16 protein-coding genes and 1 pseudogene are annotated in these 24,177 nt (G+C 47.8%); 5 read left to right on the top strand and 12 right to left on the bottom strand.

The annotated features are described in order from the left end of the window. Positions 1-86: 86 nt before the first annotated feature. From QUA16_RS04035 to acnB, 3 genes are all read right to left on the bottom strand, one after another. Positions 87-542: a nucleic acid-binding protein gene (locus QUA16_RS04035; protein ID WP_333104590.1), complete on the bottom strand. Its 456-nt coding sequence runs from the start codon at positions 540-542 to the stop codon at positions 87-89. A 9-nt stretch (positions 543-551) separates the two neighbouring features. Then, on the bottom strand, positions 552-1,010 hold the full coding sequence (locus QUA16_RS04030; RefSeq protein ID WP_333104591.1) for a hypothetical protein: 459 nt from the start codon (positions 1,008-1,010) through the stop codon (positions 552-554). A 253-nt stretch (positions 1,011-1,263) separates the two neighbouring features. Continuing rightward, on the bottom strand, positions 1,264-3,879 hold the full coding sequence (gene acnB / locus QUA16_RS04025) for a bifunctional aconitate hydratase 2/2-methylisocitrate dehydratase (RefSeq protein WP_333104593.1): 2,616 nt from the start codon (positions 3,877-3,879) through the stop codon (positions 1,264-1,266). Between the two features lie 463 nt (positions 3,880-4,342). Here acnB and QUA16_RS04020 point away from each other — a divergent pair, with 463 nt between their 5' ends. After that, positions 4,343-8,473 carry an EAL domain-containing protein gene (locus QUA16_RS04020; protein ID WP_333104594.1) on the top strand — a complete coding sequence of 1,377 codons (4,131 nt, stop codon included), beginning with the start codon at positions 4,343-4,345 and terminating at the stop codon, positions 8,471-8,473. A gap of 409 nt (positions 8,474-8,882) precedes the next feature. Then, a complete protein-coding gene (locus QUA16_RS04015; RefSeq protein ID WP_333102285.1) occupies positions 8,883-9,008 on the top strand; it encodes a hypothetical protein in 126 nt (41 codons plus the stop codon). Between the two features lie 390 nt (positions 9,009-9,398). Here QUA16_RS04015 and QUA16_RS04010 read toward each other — a convergent pair whose 3' ends face one another. The 7 genes from QUA16_RS04010 to QUA16_RS03980 form a co-directional block, all read right to left on the bottom strand. Next, the gene (locus tag QUA16_RS04010) at positions 9,399-13,958 is read right to left on the bottom strand and encodes a PAS domain S-box protein (protein WP_333105016.1); all 4,560 of its coding nucleotides are present in this window, start codon (positions 13,956-13,958) and stop codon (positions 9,399-9,401) included. A gap of 60 nt (positions 13,959-14,018) precedes the next feature. Next, positions 14,019-14,150: a hypothetical protein gene (locus QUA16_RS04005; RefSeq protein ID WP_333105017.1), complete on the bottom strand. Its 132-nt coding sequence runs from the start codon at positions 14,148-14,150 to the stop codon at positions 14,019-14,021. Between the two features lie 1,091 nt (positions 14,151-15,241). Next, entirely contained in the window at positions 15,242-15,385 is a 144-nt protein-coding gene (locus QUA16_RS04000) for a hypothetical protein (RefSeq protein ID WP_333105018.1), read from the bottom strand. 324 nt (positions 15,386-15,709) lie between these two features. Beyond that, positions 15,710-16,663: a malate dehydrogenase gene (gene mdh, locus QUA16_RS03995; RefSeq protein ID WP_333105019.1), complete on the bottom strand. Its 954-nt coding sequence runs from the start codon at positions 16,661-16,663 to the stop codon at positions 15,710-15,712. A gap of 123 nt (positions 16,664-16,786) precedes the next feature. After that, entirely contained in the window at positions 16,787-17,002 is a 216-nt protein-coding gene (locus tag QUA16_RS03990) for an NAD(P)H-quinone oxidoreductase subunit O (protein ID WP_015178120.1), read from the bottom strand. 187 nt (positions 17,003-17,189) lie between these two features. Beyond that, entirely contained in the window at positions 17,190-18,152 is a 963-nt protein-coding gene (locus tag QUA16_RS03985) for a DNA-formamidopyrimidine glycosylase (RefSeq protein ID WP_333105021.1), read from the bottom strand. A 2-nt stretch (positions 18,153-18,154) separates the two neighbouring features. Next, entirely contained in the window at positions 18,155-18,535 is a 381-nt protein-coding gene (locus tag QUA16_RS03980; protein WP_333105022.1) for a photosystem I reaction center subunit IV, read from the bottom strand. A 287-nt stretch (positions 18,536-18,822) separates the two neighbouring features. Between QUA16_RS03980 and QUA16_RS36855 the strand changes: the two are divergent. The 3 genes and pseudogenes from QUA16_RS36855 to QUA16_RS03970 form a co-directional block, all read left to right on the top strand. Further along, positions 18,823-19,149: pseudogene (locus QUA16_RS36855) on the top strand (RibD family protein); the annotation flags it as partial. Beyond that, complete coding sequence (locus QUA16_RS03975) at positions 19,129-19,767, top strand: RibD family protein (protein ID WP_445252143.1); 639 nt, start codon at positions 19,129-19,131, stop codon at positions 19,765-19,767. The pseudogene QUA16_RS36855 and the gene QUA16_RS03975, both read left to right, overlap by 21 nt. Before the next feature lie 348 nt (positions 19,768-20,115). Next, positions 20,116-21,312, top strand: coding sequence for a GNAT family N-acetyltransferase (locus QUA16_RS03970; protein WP_333105026.1), 1,197 nt, complete (start codon positions 20,116-20,118; stop codon positions 21,310-21,312). 422 nt (positions 21,313-21,734) lie between these two features. Here the strand turns inward: QUA16_RS03970 and QUA16_RS03965 are convergent, their stop codons facing one another. Further along, positions 21,735-22,301 (bottom strand): hypothetical protein, encoded by a 567-nt coding sequence (locus QUA16_RS03965; RefSeq protein ID WP_333105028.1) that lies wholly within the window; start codon positions 22,299-22,301, stop codon positions 21,735-21,737. 180 nt (positions 22,302-22,481) lie between these two features. Next, the gene (locus QUA16_RS03960; protein WP_333105065.1) at positions 22,482-24,086 is read right to left on the bottom strand and encodes a HAMP domain-containing sensor histidine kinase; all 1,605 of its coding nucleotides are present in this window, start codon (positions 24,084-24,086) and stop codon (positions 22,482-22,484) included. Between the last annotated feature and the right edge of the window lie 91 nt (positions 24,087-24,177).

The following is a 24,177-nucleotide window of genomic DNA, read 5'->3' as shown; positions in this document are numbered from 1 at the left end:
GGGATTGGCTAAGTGCGTAAGTGCGATCGGCTTCTGCAACCTTCGCTAACGAGTTCATTCCTGAGTTTTTATCCCCGAATCCAGCTTCATGAGATTAATCGCCATTCGCGAGCCTCCACAAACTGAGACAAATGACCCACATTTGTTGTCGCAATCACCACTTCATTGCCTGCATTTACTTCCAATATTGCTTGAGCCGCCAGAATCACATCCCCGTCAAGTGCATTGGAGTCTGCCGTTGGCTTTCCTCTGTTTCGTGCATCCGCCCACAACTGAGCCGCTAGAAGCATTACCTCGGTAGTCAAAGGACGGTAGGGGATTTGCGATTTAAGTTGATCGAGTCGTTTAATACCTTCCGTTTTACCTGCACGAATTAATTCGCGCCTCACCTCATAGTCAGCAATTTCAGGGAGCATTACAATGTAACCTTTCTGTGGCAAAGATTGCAGCCAAAGTTTGCCCTCTTGATAAAAAGGAGAGGTGGCTTTGGGATTTGTAACAATTCCTAAAGGCCCAGAATCGAACAAAACTATTCTGCTCATGGAATGCTCTTATATATGCACGGGGTTTTCTTCTAGTGCCTTGCGGAGAACTTCAGCGGTTTCTGTTTGCTCCTGTTCATCTCCATCATCTACCCAAGACTGTAACAGCTTGCTCAGAGCTTCGTGCTGCTGTAAAGGATCGATAATTTCTGGTTTTTCGTTATCCTCATTTCCCTCCTTTATCCCCGCTAGCATTACTCTGGTCATAGCTTGATTTCTGTTGATACTTCCCTCCTTCGACAGTTTAGTAAAATCTACATTTTCAGGCGTCTCGGCGGGTTCCGACAATCCTGGCTTAACTGTCACAGTTTCCAGAAATAACCTCATCATTTTAAGCAAATTAGGCCAATATTCTCTCGGAGTTTGCTGAATTACACTGAGAAACTCTACCATTTCATTACCAATGCGAATTTCTGGCGCTGAAGTTGGTGTCTCTGGGTTTTCAGTGATTAAAGCTCGTTCAGACATACTTTTTTTCTCCTCAAGCGGATTTATAGGAATTGGCAGGTCGATATCCTGGATCGGAATTAGAGATTGGCGATCGAACTCGCCTCTACTTATATTTTAAACAAAAAACGGGGGATGATTCATGGAGATTCTGGGATTTGTTGTAACCGCAGATGTCAGCGGATTAACACAGATGAACGCAGATAAAATTCATCTGCGTTCACCTGCGTTCATCTGCGTTTCAAGATAAGCAGTTCGCTGAGTTGCGACGAAATTACTTGCTCAACACACCATCGGGAATCCCCAAAATATCCTCAATGCGAGGCATATCTTCCAAAGCAACCACTCTGCCTTCATCCTCAAAACCAGCAATTTGATCGAAATTCAAATACCGATACAAATCCCCAGCAAAAGGATCGATTCTCTTCGACACAATGTCATTGTATTCTTGGACTGTGGGAATGCGACCTAACAGCGAACAAACGGCAGCCAATTCCGCCGAACCGAGATAAACTTGAGCATCTTTGCCCATGCGGTTGTTAAAGTTGCGAGTAGAAGTTGAAAACACCGTTGTCGCATCTTTAACCCGCGCTTGATTGCCCATACAAAGACTGCATCCTGGCATTTCTGTACGAGCTCCAGCAGCTCCAAAAATGCTGTAATAACCTTCTTCTTTGAGTTGCTGTTCGTCCATGCGAGTGGGCGGACAAATCCACAGGCGAGTTTTCACTTCCCCTGCACCTTCCAACACCTTCGCTGTGGCGCGGTAGTGACCGATATTTGTCATGCAGGAACCGACAAATACTTCGTCAACCCGATCGCCCGCAACCTCACTCAACAACTTAACATTATCCGGGTCATTGGGAGCAGCCACAATTGGCTCTTTAATCTCGTTCAGATCGATTTCGATGATTTCAACGTACTCCGCATCAGCATCCGCCTCCATCAGCACCGGATTGACCAGCCATTCCTCCATCTTCGCCACCCGGCGCATCATCGTCCGCGCATCTTGATAGCCCCGGGCCACCATGTTTTTCAGCAGGGCGACATTGGAACGAATGTACTCGGAAACAGTCTCCACGCTCAATTTAATCGTGCATCCAGCGCAAGAACGCTCGGCCGTCGCATCGGTCAATTCAAAAGCCTGCTCGACCTTCAAATCGGGCAAACCTTCAATCTCCATAATCCGTCCAGAAAAGATGTTTTTCTTGTTCTGTTTCTCGACGGTTAGCAAACCTTTTTGAATGGCCACATAGGGAATTGCATTCACAACATCCCGCAGCGTTACTCCGGGCTGCAATTCACCTTTAAACCGCACTAAAACTGATTCCGGCATATCCAAAGGCATGACGCCCAATGCCGCAGCAAATGCCACCAATCCCGAACCCGCAGGAAAGGAAATTCCCAAAGGAAAACGAGTGTGAGAATCGCCGCCAGTTCCCACTGTATCTGGCAATAACATCCGGTTCAGCCAAGAGTGAATAATGCCGTCTCCGGGGCGCAAAGCTATACCGGCGCGCTCTGCCATGAAATCGGGCAATTCGTGGTGAGTTTTGACATCAACTGGTTTTGGATAAGCGGCGGTGTGGCAGAAACTTTGAATCACCAAATCGGCGCTAAATCCCAAACAAGCAAGTTCTTTCAATTCGTCCCGAGTCATGGGCCCAGTGGTATCTTGCGAGCCGACTGTTGTCATGACTGGTTCGCAAGATGTACCGGGACGAACGCCGGACAAACCGCAAGCTTTGCCTACCATTTTTTGTGCTAAAGTGAAGCCTTTGCCCGTATCTACTGGGATTGTAGGGCGGGTAAAAATAGTGCTTGGTTTTAGTCCTAAAGCTGCGCGGGTTTTGTCGGTTAAAGTTCGTCCAATTAATAGCGGAATTCGGCCACCGGCGCGAACTTCGTCTAGAATTGTGTCGGGTTTGAGGGTGAAGGTGGAGATGATTTCTCCGGCTTCGTTGGTGATTTCGCCTTTGTAGGGATGGATGGTAATTACCATTCCTGTTTCCATTTGGGAGACATCACATTCGATCGGCAATGCGCCGGAATCTTCAGCGGTATTGAAGAATATCGGGGCGATCGCACTTCCTAAAATATAACCGCCACTGCGCTTGTTCGGCACAAACGGAATATCATTGCCAATATGCCAGAGCACGGAATTAATCGCCGATTTCCGCGACGAACCGGTACCGACAACATCACCAACATAAGCTACGGGATAACCTTTTTGCTTCAAGTCTGCAATGGTTTGCAAAGCCCCAGGCATCTTACTTTCGAGCATCGCCAAAGCGTGTAGGGGAATGTCCGGCCGCGTGGTAGCATGAGGTGCTGGCGACAAGTCGTCAGTATTGGTTTCTCCAGGAACTTTGAAGACTGTAACGGTAATCGCTTCTGGCAACACAGGACGACCCGTAAACCACTCGGCATCCGCCCAAGAATCGACTACCTGCTTGGCGTAGGGATTGGTATCGGATAAAGTCAGAATATCGTGGAAAGCGTCGAATACTAACAACGTTTTGCTCAGTGCCCGGGCGGCGGTGGCGGGAATGGCGATTTCGGCAGTGGGGTCGAGCAAATCGATTAAAGATTGGACGTTGTAACCGCCCATCATTGTCCCCAGCAGGTAAACTGCCCATTTGGGAGCAATTAGGGGGCTGTGGATTTCGCCTTTAGCAATGCCAGTTAGAAAACCAGCTTTGACGTAGGCGGCGCTGTCTACGCCTGGGGGGACACGATCGCGCAATAATTCTATTAAGGTTTCTTCTTCTTGTGCCGGCGGATTTTTCAGCAGTTCACACAGTTCCGACGTTTGCTGGGCATCTAGCGGCAGGGGTGGAATTCCCTCATGGGCCCGTTCGGCCGCGGTACGGCGGTAAGATTCAAGCATTTCTCCTCTCTCCTCGGATAGTATTCGGTGGTTGGCAAGTAGGTGACTTTACTTTTTAGATTAGGAGCTTCCGCTGCACATTGGGTAAAGTACCTCGCCATACATCAAAACTTAACGCAACTTTAAAAACAGTAGATTGTCATACCAAAGACAGATGTGGTCTTTGACGGGAAAGCAGCGGATCCAACTTCAGCCGATCAGTTTAGGGGCGTTCAGTTGCATAGTTCTGGTTAAGATTAATGTGTTGTGGGCTACTGTAGATCCTCCTCTGCATCTGAAATCGTCATTTACCAATAGTCTGGACTGTTTTTAGTTCGTAGTTTGAAACCCTTGATTTTCCGTTGGTAGCTCGATTGGCGAATCGACTTGAAACTTTATATTCTACGAATGCTAATTAAAACCGTCCGCAGTATTGATTGACCACAAGTTTAAAAAAGTTGTCTGCTAATGGATCGATTAAACAATGGAAAGTTTTATCCCTGAAAACTCTGAAGACTTTCACGGCTGGGCCTCCAAGCCCGATTTGTACAAAGAGCTGCAAGTAACCAAAGAATTACTGCTGACGATCGCCAACTCGATGCCAATACCCCTGATCGTCAGCAGTCTGGCGGACGGCACAATTCTTTATAGTAACGATTTATGTCGTCAGGCTTTCGGGTTCACAGGATTCAAGTCGATCGACCGCCAAAAAGCCGAAACGCTCTACCACAAACCTGCAGAGCGCCAGGAATTGCTGTTACGGCTCGCCCGCAACGGACTGGTCCGCGAGACAGAAATCCGGCTTAAAAAAGCTGACGGCACGCTGTTTTGGGCAAGTGTATCGATGCGGTATCTGACATTGGTGTCGGGGAAAGCTGTTCTGTCGGTGTTCAGCGACATTACGGATCGGAAGCGAGCGGCCGCCAAGGAGCAGGAATTGCTCACGTCAATCCACTCGCGGGCCCGCCAGCAAGCGGCTGTCGCTTACTTGGGGCAGCAGGCCCTGGCCGAAACAGATTTGTCCGCACTGATGGACAAAGCTGCGGTTTTAATTGCTCAAACCCTGGACGTTGATTATTGCCAGGTGTTAGAACTGTTGCCCTCTGGTCATGCTTTTATGCTGCGAGCGGGGGTTGGCTGGCAGCCAGGTCTCGTCGGCAGCGCTACTGTTGCCGCTTCTGCCCGATCGCAAGCAGGTTACACATTGCTAGTGGGCGAACCGACAATCGTCGAAGATTTGCGGGTGGAAACGCGCTTTAGCGAGTTGCCGCTGCTGCACAACCACCGGGCTGTCAGCGGCGTCACTGTCATTATTCCCGGCAATCGGGGACTGGGGAGGAACTGGGGACAAGCAGAACCAGCCAACAGTTCCTCCTCGCAGGCCTGGGGCATTTTGGGGGTTCATACCTGCCAAGGGCGGGTTTTCAGTCAAGATGACGTTTATTTTGTAGAAGCGATCGCCAACGTGTTAGCTGCGGCGATCGAGCGGATTCGATCGCAAGAGCGTTTGCAAATGATGGAACGGGCGATCGAAAGTTGCAGCAACGGCATTGCAATCACCGACGCGACTGTTGCAGATAATCCGATTATTTATGTCAATCCGAGTTTTGAGCGGATTACTGGTTATAGCAGAGACGAGTTAATGGGCAAAAATTGCCGATTTTTGCAGGGCACAGACACTGACGGCCCCGCTGCCCAACAATTGCAAATTGCGATTGAAGAAGGCAGAGAATCTCAAGTTATATTACGCAACTTTCGGAAAGACGGCACGCCTTTTTGGCACGAACTGTCGATCGCTCCGGTTTACAACTCGCGGCGACACTTAACCCACTTTATTGGAGTACAAACAGACATTACCGACCGCCAGCGATCGGAAGAAGAATTATTTTTAAATTCTCAAGCTTTAGCAGCTTTTAGCGCTAATCTCAAACACTTGCACCGGATTACAACTTATCATTATCAAAACTTTGAAGAACTGGTTGACGATTATCTAACAGCAGGCTGTTTGATGTTCGGACTTTCTATGGGCATCATGGCTGAAGTTGACAACGAGACTTTTATTGTCCGAGCAGCTAAAACAGATTTACAATACTTCGTGCGAGGCTTAGAATTGAACCTCAGCGATACTTACTGCGCGGCAGTAATTAAACTTAATAAAACTGTTGCGTATTCTCATATAGGAGCAGATATTGAGATGCGCGAACATCCTGCTTATCAGAGCTGCAAGTCGGAATCTTACATCGGAACGCCGATATTTGTCAACAATAAAACTTACGGCACGTTGAGTTTTAGTTCGCCCGAAATAAAGAAAAGAAAATTCAAGTATGAGGAAATAGAAATTATAGAATTGATGGCTCAAAGTATTGGCAAAATTCTGGCGGTTCACCAAATGGAAGTCGAACGCCAGGAGGCTGAAAAAGAACGCTGCGAGTTGATAGTATCTCTCAAAGAAAGTGAAGAACGCTATCGCCGTTTAGTAGAACTATCTCCCGAAGCGATCGCCGTTCACAGTCAAGGGAAAATCGCCTACATCAATGCTGCCGGCGCGAAACTCCTCGGTGCGAGTTCTCCCGAAGCGCTCATCGGCTTTCCCGTATTGCATTTCGTCCATCCAAACTATGTGGAAACAGCCAGAGAGCGCATCCGGCTAGTCGAGACAGAAAATCAGCCGCTCGACCTTGCCGAACAAAAACTGATGCGGCTTGACGGACAAATAATAGACGTTGAAATGGCCGGCATCCCCGCTACTTATCAAGGCTTGACCGCCGCCCAGATTATTATCCGAGATGTCACCGAGCGCAAGCGAGTAGAACGGGAACTGCTGCACGGCGCTTTTCACGATGCGCTGACAGGTTTGCCCAACCGCGTTTTGTTCCTAGACAGGCTAGGACAAGCCATCCGCCGATCCAATCAGTCCCCCGATTACAAATTTGGTTTACTTTTCCTAGATTTAGACCGCTTCAAAGTAGTTAATGATTCTTTAGGACACGTTTTAGGAGACAAACTGCTAATCGCCCTGGCGCAGCGACTGCAAACCTGCGTCCGGGTTTCTGATACCGTCGCCCGGCTGGGGGGAGACGAATTCACCATCCTGCTAGACCACATTCAGAGCCTCAGCGACGCCACCCTCGCAGCTAAAAAGATACAAACAGAACTGACGAAGCCGTTTCATCTCGAAGGACACGAAGTATTTACCACCGCTAGCATTGGCATTGTTTTCAGTCGAGGCGAAGCCACCGACAGTGGCGAATCGAATTCGTACACTCACCCGGAAGAATTCCTACGCGATGCTGACATCGCTATGTACCGCGCTAAAGCTTTGGGTAAGGCCCGCCACGAAGTGTTTAATTTGGCGATGCACGACCAAACAATGTCGCTGTTGCAGTTAGAAACTGACCTGCGGTTGGCTATTTTGGGCAAGGAGGAATTAGGAGAGAGCAAGGATCAATGTTCGCACTTTATGGTGCACTACCAACCGATTGTTTCGCTCGCCAGCGGTGCGCTCGAAGGTTTTGAGGCCTTGGTGCGCTGGCACCACCCAGTTCGGGGTTTAGTTCCGCCGTCTACTTTTATCCCTGTAGCTGAAGAAACAGGTTTGATCGTGCCTCTGGGAGCCTGGGTGTTGCGGGAAGCTTGTCAGCAATTGCGGATTTGGCAAGAAATGTTAACCGAGGAACAGGGAAGAAGTCCAATGGAAGTCGGAACCAGGCCCTTCGACTCCCTTCGGCTGCACTCAGGGCAAGTCGCTCAGGGTAACAAGAAGCAAGAAGGCGCTGCGACTTCGCTCAGGGTAACAAGAAGGAAGAGGGCAACGGGCAATGTAGGGGATTTAACTGATGTAACAGGTACAGGGAATGAGGAACACGGAACTTTTACTGAGCGTAGCCCCAGTATTGGTCACAGGGAAGAAAGAATCAGTAAAAAATTACCAATTCCCAGTTACCAATTCCCGATTAGCGATTTCCACTCATCTATTACCAATTCCCAATTCCCAATTACCAATAGTTCGGCTACGTTAAGTACAACTTCCCAGGTATCAATTCCAAATTTTAAATTACCAATTATTGCTCCTTCGCAATTAACAATGAGCGTCAATCTTTCTCCTAAACAGTTAGGTTTCCCGAATTTAATCGATGAAATAGATGAAATATTAGCAGAAACGGGCTGCAATCCGAGCTGTTTAAAATTGGAGATTACTGAAAGCGCGATCGTGGAAAATGTCAAGAAAGCCAATATTGTGCTAGCCGAATTAAAAGGTAGAAATATTCGATTGTCGATCGACGATTTCGGTACTGGCTATTCGTCTTTAAGTTACTTGCACCGTTTTCCGCTGGATACACTGAAGATCGATCGATCTTTTGTGAGCCGCTTGGGGGCTGTCGAAAACGGTGACGACGGGGGTCAGCCTTTGCAGATTGTGCGGGCGATCGTAACTTTGGCTCACAATTTGGGATTAAATGCGATCGCCGAAGGTGTAGAGACAGCCGAACAGTTAGCACAGCTTCGAGAACTAGACTGCGAATTAGCTCAGGGATATTGGTTTTCTAAACCTTTGGATAGTTCTGCAGTGACAGAAATCCTGATAAATCTCGGTAATATAGAAATTAGGGACTGATTGAGGTAGAGATTGGTAAATAGTGCGTCACATCCTGAAGACATTTTTGCTACAAACTCCTAATCTCAAAACTGATGCACCAGAGAATAAATTTTGCATCAAAATTAGATTTTCGGTGATGATATCAAATCTGTTAGCATCGGAATTATTCATCTGCGTGAATCTGCGTGAATCCCTTGTCATCGGCGGTTAATACATTCTCTTTTTTAAACCGCAGATGATGGCAGATAAACACAGATTCACGCAGATGAATGGGTTCAATTCCGGTTGTACCGTCCGTGATTGTTGAGTATTGATATCGTTTCCGGTTGCATCGGAATGATTTAACCGCAGAGGGCGCAGAGAACGCAGAGGGAGAGAATACAGGGGAGCATCTCACCTTTGCAGCCCTCCGCTAGAAATTGGAGTTTTGAGGCAGGAGGCAGGAGGCAGGAGGCAGAAGGAAAGAGGCAGAAGGAAAGAGGCAGAAGGAAAGAAGAAGAAGGAAGGAGCCAGAAGAAGGAAGGAGCCAGAAGAAGTATTTTTACAAATATGAGATGCTCCCGAATACAGAGAGGAATAATTCCGATGCTACCGGATTTGATATGACTGGGTTTTATAGCAGAAGGAAGCAGGAAGAAGCAATAAAATCAATCGTTTCAGCCATTAACAACGTCCTAACCGTCTTGGCGGTTGCTATATCAGGACGATGCTACCGGATTTGATATGGTTGAAAATTACCAAACTGACCACGAATTTCTTGATGGTACCCGCCACGTGGTTTATCCGTGGAATCAATCCAACATCGAAAATCGAAAATCCTCAAGCCCCCGCATTTATCTCGCGCAAGTCAATCCAAAATCTAAAATCTAAAATCTAAAATCGAATGACGCACAGTAACGCTTTCGCAATTGCCAATTGCCAATTACAACTTACCAATTCCCTATTAACAATTAGCTTTGAGGGGAATCTCGATCGCCAATTCTGTACCCTGGCCCGGCGAAGAAGTGCATTTCAGCGACCCGTTGTGTCTGTCTGTAACAATTTGATAGCTAATTGACAAGCCCATCCCGGTGCCTTTACCCACAGGTTTAGTGGTAAAAAACGGGTCAAAAAGCCGAGTGCCGACAGTCTCCGGTATTCCCGGCCCGTTGTCAGCAATCCGAATGATTACTTTGCCGGCTGGCGATAGTTCAGTGCGGATGCGGATGTTGCTGGGCTTTTGCCGCATTTCCTCAGCAGAACGGCGCAGATCCCGTTCTTCCAAAGCATCCAAAGCATTGCTCAAGATGTTCATAAATACTTGATTTAATTGTCCGGCATAACATTCTACTAAGGGCAGTTGAGCGTATTCTTTAATCACCTCAATTTCTGGATGATTGTGTTTAGCTTTGAGCCGATGCTGCAAAATCATCAGGGTGCTATCTATGCCGTCGTGGATGTTGACTGCTTTCTTTTCCGCTTCGTCCATGCGGGAAAATGTGCGGAGAGAAGCAACAATTTGTTGAATTCTGTCTGCACCGACTTTCATTGAAGAAAGCAACTTTGGCAAGTCTTCCATCAGAAAGTCTAGTTCAATATGGTCTACTTCTTCTTGAATTTCCGGGACTGGATCGGGATAGTGATTTTGGTAAAGTTCGATCAGGTGTAGCAAGTCTTGGGTATAGTCGTTGGCGTGGGTGAGGTTGCCGTAAATAAAGTTAACTGGGTTGTTGATTTCGTGGGCTACTCCTGCCACAAGTTGACCGAGACTTGACATTTTTTCATTTTGAATTAACTGTGATTGAGTGCTGGTTAATTTCTGTAATGTTTGTTCTAATTCGAGAGCTTTATTGCGAGTTTGGGCGTAAAGATCGGCTTGGTTGAGAGCGATCGCCAATTGAACTGTAATCGATTGCAACAATTCTACTTCGCTGTCGCTCCAGGGTCGTACAGAACAGCAGGAGCAGCAGCTAACTGCACTTATTACCCCAGAAAGTGCCTGCATGGGAATGATTAATACAGATTGGTAGCCCATCGATCGAACGATTTGTTTCCAAACAGGATCTGCGACTGTTTCGACATCATCCACCCGCAGCATTTCCATCTGCAATACTTTTTCTCCCACAGGACCGAAGTCGGAAGCTTGATAGCTACCTGTTAAATCGGGAAGTTCCCGAAGGCGAGATTCTTTAATAATTTCCCAGAAAGGCTCCTCTCCGTCGTCGCGATACCAGGCAAAATTGCAACGATCGATCTGCATGAAAGCGCGAATTTCTTTAACTGCAACTGTAACGATACTGTCGAAGTCGAGGGAATTGCGGATTTGAGTAGTGAGGTTGTTGAGCAATTTTTCTCGATCGGCCTGCTGTCTGAGTCGGGCTTCCGATCGCTTCAAAGCAATTTCTCCCTGCTTGCGCTCAGTAATGTCTTCGGTAACTGCTAATAAATATTGGGGATTGCCTTCTCGATCGAGAATTGCGGTTTTCTTGGTATGAAATATGCGATTCTCGCCTTCTCTTGTTTGAATCAGTTCTTCGGGAATGTCTAAAATTTGCCCGCTGGCGAGCACTTCCCGGTCTTTGGTGGTGAAAAAGTCGGCTTGTTCTCTGGGGAAAAAGTCGTAATCGTTTTTGCCCATAACTTCAGCCGCGGGGAAACCCATTACCTCTTCGGCGACTGGGTTCCAGAGTACAAATCGCAACTCTTTTGCTTCTTTGCCAAATACTGCGACGGGTATGGTTTTGAGCACTGACTCCATAAACTGTTGAGCGTGTTGCAGTTCTGCTTCTGCCTGTTTGCGATCGCTAATATCTCGGACGTTGGCAATGATGCTGAGATTGCCGTTGAGATGAATTCTGGACAGGGCCACTTCTGCATCAAAAGTTGAACCGTCGTTGGGACGCCTCGCTTTCCATTCCACGCGACCTGTTTCGCCGGCTAATACTCTTTCCCAAAGTTCTTCCATTTGTTCAATGGGATTGTCTGGGCTTGAATAGTCGTTTTTAAATGATAATTTTGTTGCTTGTTCCTGGCTCACTCCGTACATTTCTAACATTCGATTATTGACATCTAGAATGTTTCCTTCTAAATCGTGAATGAAGATAGCATCGTAGACATTGTTAAAGATTGTCCGCAGGTTTTGCTCGGAAACTTGCAGCGCTGCTTCTGCAAGTTTTCGATCGCCAATTTCTTGTTCTAATTGCGTGACTGCTTCGGACAGTTCGGCCGTGCGATCGCTCACTCTGTCTTCCAACTCGACTGCTGCTTGCCGCAGGGCTGCTTCGGCGGCTTTGCGATCGGTAATGTCGATCGCCGTACCGAACATTTTTACCACCTTGCCACTGGCATCGGTTTCGGCACGACCCAAAGCGTTGAGATGCCGCAGCGTGCCGTCGGGACGGTAAAGGCGCAAGTCAAAATCGAAGGGGATGCCCGCTTCGAGTCCCCGCTGCACTTGAGTCTGCCACAATTCCAAATCTTCTGGATGGATCAGAGCGACCTGTTGGGCTAGGTTGGGCGCGCTTTCGGCCGGTTCGAGCCCGAAGATGCGGAAAAGTTCTTCCGACCAAGTGATGGTTCCAGTGGCTGCGTCGAGTTCCCAATTGCCGACGTGGGCGAGTCTCTGGGCTTCTTTGAGCTGCCGCTGGCTCTCGCGGATGGCTGTTTCGGCAACTTTGCGATCGGTAATGTCGAACAATACGCCACAAAATACGATTTCGCCGTTCTCGCTGCGGGTGGGCATGGAGTCGCCCTGCCACCAGCGAATTTCACCGTCGGGCTTGACTAACCGCCCTTCGTAGTGCCACAGGGAAAGGTTTTCTACGGCTTCGCAGACGGAGGCGATGTAGCTTTCCAAGTCTTCAGGGTGGACGCGGGAAATGAATGTATTCATGTCTCGCATCATTTCTGCTGCTGTGACGCCGCTGATATCGAAGATGCGATCGCTCATGTAGTCAATGCGCCAAACTCCGTCACGGTTGCAAAACTGGAACAGAGCTCCGGGCATGGTGGCTGCGATCGTCCGAAACTTGGTTTCGCTGGCACTGAGGGCGGCAAAAGTCTGTCGTAGTTCTGCCGTGCGTGCTTCTACTCTGCGCTCTAGTTCTGCGTTGGCGTGTTGTAAGGCTGCTTCTGCTCGCTTGCGATCGGTAATGTCGGTGGCTGTACCGGTCGTGCCGAGGCAGTTTCCGGTTTCGTCGTAGAGGGCAATGGCGTTAAACATCAAATGTTTCATGCTGCCGTCTTTGGCGATTTGGGTGGTTTCGTACTGGAAAATTGATTCTCCGGTCAACAGGCGGGCGAAAACTTCTAAATCTTTCTGGCTTTGTTCTGGTGTCACAAAGTCGGAGAACGGCCTACGGATCATTTCTTCGGGTTCGTAACCGTAGATGTACTTAACTGCTGGGTTGACGAAGGTGTAGCGCCCTGAAGCATCGACCGACCAAATCATGTCTTGGGAGGTTTCTACCAGGCTGCGGTATTTTGTTTCGCTGGCTTTAACGGCTTCTTCTGCTTCTTTGCGTTCCGTCATGTCGCGGGAGACGCCGACAGTCATGACGATTTGGCCGTCTGCGTTGCGGATGGGTGTTTTGACGGTGCTGAACAGCCGCACTTCTGAGTCGTGCCGCGTCACCGGTTCTTCAGAAATTTGCAGAGTTTGTCCGGTGTCAAATACGAAGCCGTCATCTCTGACGTACTGGAGAGTATTGTCGGGATCGGCGAAAGGTGCGTCTACGATGTCTTGAAGTTCCTCTTGAGTCATGCCGTAATAATCGCGGAATGCTTGATTAGCCCAGACGATTTTCGATTGGGGGCCTTTGACTAATACCATATCGGCGATCGAATCGAGAATTTGGTGATATTTTTGCTCGCTGTCGCGGAGTTTCTGCTGGGCGGATTCGATTTCTGCTATTTGCCTCTGGGTTTGCAAGTGCAGTTCGGCTTGGTAGATGGCAACTGCTAAATGGTCGCCTACTTGTCTGGCAAATTCGATTTCGTCTTCTTGCCACTGGCGGGGTTGACCGCAGGAGTGAATGCACAGCAATCCCCACAAATGTTTCCCTTGCCGCAGCGGTACGACTAAGTTGGCTCGGATTTGAAACCGCTTGAGGATTTTGAGGTGACAAGGGCTCAACCGGGCTTTGTAGATGTCCGTGACTGCTTGAACGTATCCTTTGGTGTATTTGGCTGCAAATTGTTCGCCGAAGCAGTAGTCGCGGATTTTGGCTCCCAAAGATGGGCTGTATTGGGGCAGTACGTCTTCGGACACTACTTCGCCCTCGTTCAATTCGGATTCGGGAAAGAAGCGATAGATGGCGACTCGATCGGCATTTAGGAGTTGCCGAACTTCGGTGGCTGTGATTTTGAATATTGTTTCTAAGTCTAGGGATTCACGAATTTTGCTAATAACTCCCATCAGCGCTTGCAGCTTTTTGAACCAGGTTTGAGACTGCGTTTGTCTTTCTAGGTGAGCTAGTTTCTCGCGCAGGTTGCAGACTTCGTGATACAGGTATTCATGAAACATAATGCTTTTTCTTTAGTTATTTTGCGGTTTGTTATCGAGGTTTATGGCATCGGGAGCATCTCATATTTGTAAAAATACTTCTTCTGGCTCCTTCCTTCTGCCTCTTTCCTTCTGCCTCTTTCCTTCTGCCTCCTGCCTCAAAACTCCAATTTCTAGCGGAGGGCTGCAAAGGTGAGATGCTCCCGATGGCATCTCAATAGCGCTCTGCAAGTTGAGCCTGGTAACTCAAAAAGGCAAAGAACATATTCTCCTCCTTCTGCTAGCACTTAGCAGCTACTCACGCTGCATTTCCGTATTTTTTCGAGATTTGGAGGTCAATCGACCATCTTAGCTCCCGTATATTTACTGAAAAATTGGCATAATTGGCTACTTCATATCGTTTCCGGTTGTATCGGAATGATTTAACCGCAGAGGGCGCAGAGAACGCAGAGGGAGAGAATACAGAGAGGAATAATTCCGATGCTACCGGATTTGATATCATTAGTTTTCAATTATTGAGAATAATGCTAACAAAACTTACACATAAACCGGGTTTATTAACGTAATCATGTCAGGTAATCTCGGAAAGTGGGAAGAAGAAACCCGGTTCCGTTGCGCGATCGGGAGGAGCGTCTCTGACTAATTTTGACATTTTTTTGGCTCGCCTTCGGTTGCAATTGTCACCTTTTTATTATTACCGCAAACTCGATCTATGGTTTCCTTGGTTTGGCGCTCGACTATCCTGTTGGAATCGGCTCTATTAAAATTTGTTTAAATTTAGGCGATACCCTTTTCTAGAGTTTTAAGTAATGCTCGATTTATCTCTCCGAAATTAGATTTTTTACAATCTTTAGGGTCAGCCTAAATTTTAGATATTTTTCCTTGCCTTCTCCTTATTTCATGGGAGGGATGGGATTTTTTAAACTGATTAAAATTAACCGAATGCGAGGTTAGTTTTCTGTCAAACAGTTGATGTAGTTGCAGGCTATGGTTAAATTGGCTCAACTCAAGGGCAATTCCCTACCGCAACGGGCGCGCACGCGCGTTCGGGATAGGTTCGCACGCGCCGAGACTTTTTGCCGGATTTTTGCGATTTTTGAGAAGTGTAAAAATTTTAGATAATACAAATGTTTAGGGTATCACATTTTTGGCGAAAGTAAAGGTATTTCCAGCTCGATCGATAGAAATGGCGATCGCGAGGATTAAAGTTTGGGCGAAGTAATGATAAAATCTGTATAAACTCGCATTTCACTTCCTACCTTTCAAGTGCCAGCGTGTTGGGCAATCCGATCGCGAGTGAGATATCAGCCAAAACCGACTGCTTCTGCTGTTGGTTTAGTAGTAAAGAAAGGATGGCAGTTTTTGGCTTGAATTTCTAGAGAAACTCTGATGGTATTGTCGCGCAGACCAAGTTCAAATACTTTTGCCCTTTTTTGCGTTTTCAGCAAGTTTTTGAGAGTAAACTTTATGTTTATCGATCGGTTTCTTGCTGCCCCTTTTTCGGCTTGTGAAATACAGCATAACAAGCACGATCAATGATATTGATCAAAGCGGGGTTTAAATCCGAAAAGCCTACTTTCGACAGAGCGATCGCACTGTCATACTCAGTATAAATTATTATATAGCAATCCTGGCAGGAGTCGTAAATTTTTGACCCCACCCCAACCCTCCCCTTATCAAGGGGAGGGAGTAAGAAATTCACAAATGATGCGAGGATGGCTATATTGAAGCGGCGAGCGATCTGCTGCTACGATCAACCAACAGCTACAAGCTTAAGAAGCCGTTTTCAATATTGCCCTGGCTTCCTCAATATTTTGGGCAACCAATTTGCCCGACTTGATAAAGGCTGCTCTTTCGGTATCGCTGAGTTCAAGTTCCACTATTTGTTCCACTCCCTGAGATCCCAAGCGGCAGGGAACTCCTAAAAAGATATCTTGCACGCCGTATTCGCCGTGCAAATAAACGCAGCAAGGCAAGAGTCGCGACTGATTTAATAAAATAGATTCTACCATCAAACAGACAGAAGATGCGGGTGCAAAATAAGCACTACCAGTTTTCATCAATTCTACAATTTCGACGCCGCCGTGGCGAGTCCGCTGTACGAGTCGATCGATCGTCCCAGCATCCATAAGTTGATTGATGGGAATACCGTTGACAGTAGAATAGCGGGGCAAAGGAACCATTAAATCGCCATGAGAACCGATGACAGTTGCATTGACTTGAGCATTTGAAACGCCCAATTCCATTGCAATAAAAGTTTGAAAGCGGGCGGAGTCGAGAACTCCCCCCATCCCCATGACTCGGTGTTTTGGCAAATCTGCCGCTTCCCACGCTAAATAAGTCATGATATCTAGGGGATTTGTGACTGTGATTAAGATTGCTTGGGGAGAATGCTCGATCGCCTGTTTTGTGGCTTCGGTGACAATTCGAGCATTGATTTTAATTAAATCTTCCCGATTGATACCGGGTTTGCGCGGCACTCCGGCGGCAATTACTATGATATTTGAGTTTGCCGTATCTGTATAATCATTTGTACCGACAATTTGGCGATCGTGGTGTTCGACTCCCCTAGCTTCCATCAAATCCAAAGCAACGCCCTGCGGCCAACCCTCCACAATATCTAGCAATACTACATCTGCCAGATTTTTCTCGGCAATTCGCTGGGCTAACGTACTGCCGACTTTGCCTGCACCGATAATTGATACGCGGGTTGATGGAGAATTCATTTGATTTTAGATGTTAGATTTTAGATTTTAGATTTTAGATTTTAGCAATCAGCTTAATTGGGGAAAGGCGCGCGTCGCGCACCCTTCGCTACATTAAGAACAGTGAAGTTTAGTTTTGGTGAGTTACTTAAAATCTTCGAGTTGGTCTACCCGCAGCCAAATATTCGGGGTGGGTACTTTGCCAAATTTGACGAAGGCATAGTCGCCGCGAACATCCATCACTTCGCCCTTTGTTTCAAATATATACGAGGAAAAGCGCTGGTCGCTGGCTTTGGCTTCTAGACTGTTTTCCAATTTTTCGCGTACAGCGCGAACTATACTGCCTTTTTTGATTGCCATAACTTGCTTTGTTTAGTTTAAAAAACTATACAAATTTTAATCGAGATTTGGCTGCAAAGTCACTCGGCGATTGAAATCGCTACTAAACAAACGAAGTCCGCCTACGCGGACTAAGGAATAAAGGGGTGCGATTCGTGGGGTAAATCTAAAATCTAAAATCTAAAGCCTAAAATCCCTTGACTGCTTCCTATGTCTGACAAATGGGGCAAAAATGAGTCGATCGCCCTGCTAATTTTATACGTTCGATGGTTGCCGAGCAAGTGCGGCAGGGTTGACCGGCACGATTGTAAACCCAAGCGACGCCGCCGTAGTTGCCGTTGACACCTTGGACGTTGAGAAAATTGCTAAAAGTGGTGCCCCCGGATTCGATCGCCTTCTGTAAAACTTGAATAATAGCTGTATGGATGCGCCCAATTTGCTCTGCGGTCAAATCCGCGCACAGAGTTGTGGGCATCACTCCCGACAAAAACAAAGTTTCGTCTGCGTAAATATTGCCCAAACCAGCTATCAGTGCCTGGTCTAGCAAAGCTGTTTTTATGGGTCGCGCCCGTCGGTGCAGCTTGCGGGCCAAATATTCGGTTGTAAATTCGTCTGAAAACGGTTCAGGGCCTAAGAGTTTCAGACCGATGACTGTGCCCGAAACCTCGGTTTCTGCGGGCACGTACCACATTTGCCCGAAGGTGCGCTGGTCTACAAACCGCAATTCTTGGTTTCCCTCAAAAAACAGCCGTACTCGCGCGTGTTTTTGCAGGGGTTCGGATCGGTTCACCCACAGCAGTTGTCCCGTCATCCGCAGGTGAACGCCCAACCAGCCGGCTTTTGAAGGCAAAAGGGAGGGGGAGAAAGAAGGCGTTCGGGAAGAGTTTGGAGTTTGGGCAAGAAATTCTCCCCCTCTCCCTCTCTCCCCCTCTCCCTCTCTCCCCCTTTCCCTTTCTCCTTCTGGGAATTGAGATAGTTCTGCCAGTAGATATTTGCCCCGCCTGTACCAGCGGGCGATCGACTTTCCTTTGAGTTTCGTCAAAAAATCGGTCGCAGAGATTGAGCGGGCGATCGTGCTGTTTAGCAACACGTCCCCGTCCAAAATTTCTCGATCGAGGGTTGCTTGATTCAATCCCCGGCAAATAGTTTCAACTTCTGGCAGTTCTGGCACAATTAGCGTTGTTCTGTTCCTTGATTTGGCGAACCTTCGACACTGCCCGGAACTTCGGCACCGGGTTTGCTGCCCGTCGAAGTTTTCGGCTGCTGGGGGGCTCCTCCGCTGCCGGTTTTCCGGGTTTTCTCGTCCACCGTGGTTTGCTTGCCGCCGGAAGCTACTGGAGTCCCTGTTTTCGCTTTTGCTTTGGGTGCTGCCACTTCCACTAATTCGCTTTGGGCGAAGTTGTTGGTGTTGACGCCTGCATAATTTACGCTGTTAAAGCGAACGATAACTGGGTATTTAATGCCGCTTTGGTCTACCGTAGCAACGGTGCCCACTTCTTGATACCAGAAGGATTCTTTGCGGAGAATCCGAACTGTAGAACCGCGTTGAACCATGAGCTTTGTTTCCTTTGCGATGAATAAACGGATAAAGCCATTTTTTTTACTCTAGTCGATCGCGCGACGCATTTGAAGTCTGCAAGGAAATTTTTACCTGTCGCGCCGTTTTTCGATCGGCTGTTTGTAAAGAAAAGTAAATACTTTGCTAGGGCGATCGCTGGGGTTGCAAAATAAATAAACATACATTATCCGTCAAATAAAACCCGTGGGAGCGAGTTGAAAACAAACTTTACAAATAGTTGTGAATTGCTACAGTTAAATGTTTTGGGAAATTCTGATAAGTCATGACTGAACCTCACGCCACAGTAATACTCGCGATCAGTGCCGACGGTAAAATTGCAGATGCAGTACGATCGCCCGCGAGATTCGGTTCTGCCAACGACAAAGCCCACCTCGAACAGCAAGTAGCAGCAAGTGACGCGGTTTTGTTCGGCAACGGCACTTTACAGGCCTATGGGACGACGATGAGAGTGATTTCGCCGGAATTGCTCAAACAGAGGGAACTGCAAGGGAAGCCCCCACAACCGGTGCAAATTGTGTGTTCGCGATCGACCCAATTTGACCCAAAGTTGCGATTTTTCCAGCAACCGGTGCCTCGGTGGCTGCTGACGGGGCAAGACAGTAGGGAAACGCCATTGCCGTCTCCGTTCGATCGCACATCTGGCACCATTGTCAATAACGGGCAAGATGCCCGTTCCACAAGAGATGCCCGTTCCACAAGAGATGAATTTTCTTGTGGAACAGGCATCTTGCCTGTTCAGAAAAGGCTTATTGAGAATGGTGCAACATCTCTCAAGAACGGGCAAGATGCCCGTTCCACAAGAGATGCCCGTTCCACAAGAGATGAATTTTCTTGTGAAACAGGCATCTTGCCTGTTCATAAAAAGCTTATTGAGAATGGTGCAACATCTCAATTCGATCGAATTATCTATGCGAAAACCGCAGGTGGAGACATTGATTGGATTGATGCGTTTCAACAGCTAGCAAGCTTCGGTATCAAACGCTTGGCGATTCTGGGCGGGGGGGAACTGGTAGCGTCTGTGCTGGCTGCAGGCTTGGTAGACGAACTTTGGCTGACGGTGTGCCCGTTAATTTTGGGCGGCGCGGATGCACCGACACCAGTGGAGGGAAAGGGTTTTTTGGCGGATTTAGCTCCGAAATTGGAGCTTTTGGCGGTTAAACAGGTGGGACAAGAGGTATTTTTGCATTATAGATTCGGGGCGGGCTAGAAGCCCACCCCACAAAACTTGTGTGGCACAGGCATCTTGCCTGTGGCGGGCTAGAAGCCCACCCCACAAAACTTGTGTGGCACAGGCATCTTGCCTGTGGCGGGCTAGAAACCTACCCCACAACACTTGTGTGGCACAGGCATCTTGCGCGGGCTAGAAGCCCAACCCCTACTCCCCACAACACTTGTGTGGCACAGGCATCTTGCCTGTGGCGGGCTAGAAGCCCAACCCCTACTCCCCACAACACTTGTGTGGCACAGGCATCTTGCCTGTGGCGACTAATTACACAAGCAGGGGAGATTGTATTAACTTAAATGAAGTTCGATCGCTCTACGCACAAGTCTCCCTATGCTGAAACAGCCAAAACCTCAATATTCTGTAGCCTGGATTAGCAAAATAGGCGAAATCCCGCAAGCGTCGTGGGATGCCCTGGCGATGCCACTAAAAACTCCATTTTTGGAATGGGATTGGCTTAACAATCTCGAAGTATCGGGCAGTGCAACAGGTAAAACCGGTTGGCTACCGCATCACTTGACTGTGTGGCGAGACAAACAGTTGATTGCTTGCGCGCCACTTTATGTCAAAAGCCACAGCTACGGCGAATTTGTGTTCGATAATCAGTGGGCCGATTTAGCTCAACGTTTGGGCATTAAATATTATCCGAAATTGATGGGAATGACGCCGTTTACTCCGGCTGAAGGCTATCGGTTTTTGATTGCCGAGGGGGAAGATGAAGACGAGTTAACCGGAGTAATGGTAAGCGCGATCGACCATTTTTGCGATCGCCACAATATCTCAGGCTGCAATTTCCTTTATGTCGATCCCGAATGGCGCGAAAGAATGGAACGCCACGGTTTCAGCAGTTGGCTGCACCACAGCTATATTTGGCAAAATCAAGGCTATCAAAATTTTGACAATTATTTAGGCGCATTTAATGCTAACCAGCGCCGCAATATCAAGCGCGAACGCAAAGCAGTTGACCAAGCTGGCTTGTTGGTAAAAACGCTGACGGGCGATGAAATTCCCCAAGCCATGTTTGGTCAAATGTATGCTTTTTATGAGAATACTTGCGACAAATTTGGTTGGTGGGGAAGCAAGTATCTGACTAAGCGATTTTTTGAACAGTTGCACCACAATTATCGCGATCGAGTTTTATTCGTAGCCGCCTACGACAAGGAAGATGACAGACAGCCGATGGGTATGTCTTTTTGTTTGTATAAGGGCGATCGACTGTACGGGCGTTATTGGGGAAGTTTGCAGGAAATCGACTGCTTGCACTTCGATGCTTGTTACTATACGCCGATCGAATGGGCGATCGATCGGGGCATCCAAAGCTTCGATCCGGGTGCCGGCGGGAGGCACAAAAAACGGCGCGGCTTTCCAGCCACGCCAAATTATAGTTTGCACCGATTTTATAACAACCGTCTGGCCCAAATTCTCAAGTCTTATATCGGTCAAATCAACGAAAGAGAACAGCAAGAAATTGATGCAATCAACGAGGATTTACCTTTTACTAAGTTACCTCCTTTGTTACTCGGCGAGTGAAATTGCTTAAGAGTCAAACTTTCGTCTCAGTTATATCCGATCGCACTCGCTATCGGGCAATTTCATCATCCAATCCGGTTGATTTTACCTGTTACCTGAAATCAAGACACGGCGCGGTGCCGTTTCCCTACAATTAGGGGGATGGTTACATCCAATCGAGGGGGAGGGCGGGCGATTCCTTGCCCGTGCTACGACGTTTTCGGTATCGATATTTTCGCGTAGGAAAATGGCACGGTGCGGTGTCCTCAGTAGCCCTGCTGTCGATGGTTAATTCGGATATTGAAATCGCGTCTACAAAAACAAAGTCCCAGCAGAGGGGGACTAAGACATAAGTCAGATTAGGTATTAGTTATTGGTTATTGGTTATTGAGAGCAGCTAACTAATAACTAATAACTAATAACTAATGACTAATGACTAATGACTAATTCAAAATTACCTTGCCATCTTCCTGAATTTGCAGCGATTTTGTATCAGCGTCCAACTCAGTTGTCGCGCCGAAACTGACTTGCAACATTCCCGGCATCGCGGTTGCTTGGGGGCGAACCAGCAGCAATCCGCCGTCGGGGCGCTGGTAAGTGAGGGTGATTGGCACTTGGATGCTTTTGAGCAAAATTTCCGATTGTTCGCCCAGAGTGCGCGGCTGGGTGACGCCTACGATTTGATAATTGATGACGGCATTGGTGGTATTCACCAGTTTAATTACTATCATGCCTTCTGCAGGCGTAACTCGCGCACTGGGCATGGGGAAGCGGGCAGGCGCGTTTGTGGGTGTAGAGGGTATCCCGCTGAGGCCCGGACTCGCAGCCGGAGTTGGTTGGCTGACGGGTTCTTCAGTGGCTGCGGGAGTTTCTGCGGGTTGGGAAACGGGTTTTCCTTGTTGGGGCGGTGGGCCGCCGGCTTGGGAAAGTGTTGCGAGACTAACGACTAAACCTCCGCAGGTGGCTGCTAGCAAGCTGATTTTTTTTAACGGTAGATTGTGGCGAAACATAAATAACTCCTCACAAGTTCGATCGAGGTTTTCCAACAACGTTTATGTTAATCTATGGCGGAAATGAATTTTAATAGCTGGGTTTGGGCGCGAGGTAGAAAGAATAAGGGTTTGAGGGGTAGATTTTTTTAAACCGCAGAGGGCGCAGAGGGCGCAGAGTTCGAGGGGAAGAGAGGATTTTTAGAGGCGAGAGGCTTCTGATTTGTGGGCGGGGAGGGTGACGGTAACGGCTGTACCTCGATCGACTTGGCTGTCAATGCGGATTTGGCCGCGGTGATTTTCGACAATTGCTTTGGCGATGGCTAATCCTAAACCGGAACCTGCGGCGCTGCGGTGGGTGCGGGCGGGATCTATGCGGTAGAATCGATCGAACAAATGTGGCAGGGCTTCTGCGGAAATTCCGATGCCGGTGTCTGTTACTTTGATTTGCAGCGCTGGATTTAACATCGGTGAATTTCTTTTGTTTTTACCTGCAAGTTGCAATTCTACTTCAATTTCGCCCCCGGATGGCGTGTACTGCACGGCGTTGCTGACGATATTGGTAAACAGTCGCGCTAATTGATCCCAGTCGCCCAACAGTGTAAAGTTGTCCTCAGCGTTGGGCAGATCGACAATTTCCAAAGAAAGAGAGAGATTTTGGGTAGTGGCGATCGCCTGTTGTTCTTCAATTACCTCCATCAGCAAAGCATCCAGAGGAACCTCAATCCACTGCTGCTGCACGATACCGCTATCTTGTCTGGCTAAAAACAGCAAATCATCAACCAAGCGCCCCAAGCGGCGGGTGAGGCGTTCGATAACTTGTAGCTGTTGATGCTGCTGCGGTTCGATATCCGGTTCCGCCAAAGCTACTTGGACGTTTGTTTGAATAGTGGCGATCGGATTTCTGAGTTCGTGAGAAGCATCAGCGGTAAACTGTTTCAGACGCCCGTAAGACTCCCGAATCGGTGCCATCGCCAATCCCGACAGCAGCCAGCCAATAGCCGCCACGCAAATTAGAGTTAAACCCGCGCCCAAAATCAAATCGAGAATTAATTGGCGGATGGGTTTTGTCACTTCAAACCAAGGATGGCTGACTCGCAAATATCCCAGAACTTGGCGGCCGATTTGTACTCGCTGCGTTACTTGTCTGAGGGAATAGTTTTGAGTTGTCCGAATGCTAATGGGTTTGGTAGAAACGCGATTTGTATTTTGTGCAATAGACTTTTCACTACCTAAATTTAGATTTTCCTGCCAACCTGCATTCAAACCGCCATCAAAACCTCTTCTTTCTCCCCTCTGCGCCCTCTGCGCCTCTGCGGTTAAATCCCTCTTCTCTCTATCCATTAAATCCGTGACATCCCGTACATTGCCCGTTGCCCAACTTTCTTCGGCCTGATTTTTACCCTCAAACTGCAACTTATTATTAATTATCCAAACTGTTTCGCCGGTGCGGTTAGCGTGAATGGGAATATTCAGCGGTTCCGATAAAGTAGACCACAGCAATTCGCCCGTAGGACTGAACCATTCTAAATCAATGTGGTCATCTTCTACTGCATCGGTGCTATCTCGAAAACTGGCTTGAATATTAACTTGTAACTTATTTTTATCTTTGGTAATAGGGAACTTTAGCGGTTCGATAACGAGAGTTCGCTCTATTACTTCGACAACATGATTGAGGGTGTCATCAATGCGATCGATTAAAGTAGTGCGGACGTATAAATAGAAACCAGTGGCGAATACAAGTAACAATACAGCAGTAACGGCAGTATACCAAATAGCGAGGCGCCGGCGAGTAGCTTGAAACATATTGCGAAGGAAGTTTGGCAACGGATTGTGTAATGGATTCAATTGATTTAACTCATATGTTGCACCATTCTCAATTAGCCTTTTCTGAACA

Source organism: Microcoleus sp. S13_C3, from assembly GCF_036700905.1.
Classification (GTDB): Bacteria; Cyanobacteriota; Cyanobacteriia; order Cyanobacteriales; family Microcoleaceae; genus Microcoleus.
The sequence above is the reverse complement of the archived record's forward strand: the minus strand, read 5'-3'. Positions and strand labels throughout refer to the sequence as shown.

Excerpts from the sequence above, each read along its gene's own strand:
- QUA16_RS04035 (WP_333104590.1), bottom strand. The coding sequence starts at position 542 with ATGAGCAGAATAGTTTTGTTCGATTCTGGGCCTTTAGGAATTGTTACA.
- QUA16_RS03970 (WP_333105026.1), top strand. The coding sequence starts at position 20,116 with ATGCTGAAACAGCCAAAACCTCAATATTCTGTAGCCTGGATTAGCAAA.
- QUA16_RS03960 (WP_333105065.1), bottom strand. The coding sequence starts at position 24,086 with ATGTTTCAAGCTACTCGCCGGCGCCTCGCTATTTGGTATACTGCCGTT.
- QUA16_RS03980 (WP_333105022.1), bottom strand. The coding sequence starts at position 18,535 with ATGGTTCAACGCGGTTCTACAGTTCGGATTCTCCGCAAAGAATCCTTC.
- QUA16_RS04030 (WP_333104591.1), bottom strand. The coding sequence starts at position 1,010 with ATGTCTGAACGAGCTTTAATCACTGAAAACCCAGAGACACCAACTTCA.
- QUA16_RS03965 (WP_333105028.1), bottom strand. The coding sequence starts at position 22,301 with ATGTTTCGCCACAATCTACCGTTAAAAAAAATCAGCTTGCTAGCAGCC.
- QUA16_RS03990 (WP_015178120.1), bottom strand. The coding sequence starts at position 17,002 with ATGGCAATCAAAAAAGGCAGTATAGTTCGCGCTGTACGCGAAAAATTG.
- acnB (WP_333104593.1), bottom strand. The coding sequence starts at position 3,879 with ATGCTTGAATCTTACCGCCGTACCGCGGCCGAACGGGCCCATGAGGGA.
- QUA16_RS04010 (WP_333105016.1), bottom strand. The coding sequence starts at position 13,958 with ATGTTTCATGAATACCTGTATCACGAAGTCTGCAACCTGCGCGAGAAA.
- QUA16_RS04005 (WP_333105017.1), bottom strand. The coding sequence starts at position 14,150 with ATGCCATCGGGAGCATCTCACCTTTGCAGCCCTCCGCTAGAAATTGGA.
- QUA16_RS04020 (WP_333104594.1), top strand. The coding sequence starts at position 4,343 with ATGGAAAGTTTTATCCCTGAAAACTCTGAAGACTTTCACGGCTGGGCC.
- mdh (WP_333105019.1), bottom strand. The coding sequence starts at position 16,663 with ATGAATTCTCCATCAACCCGCGTATCAATTATCGGTGCAGGCAAAGTC.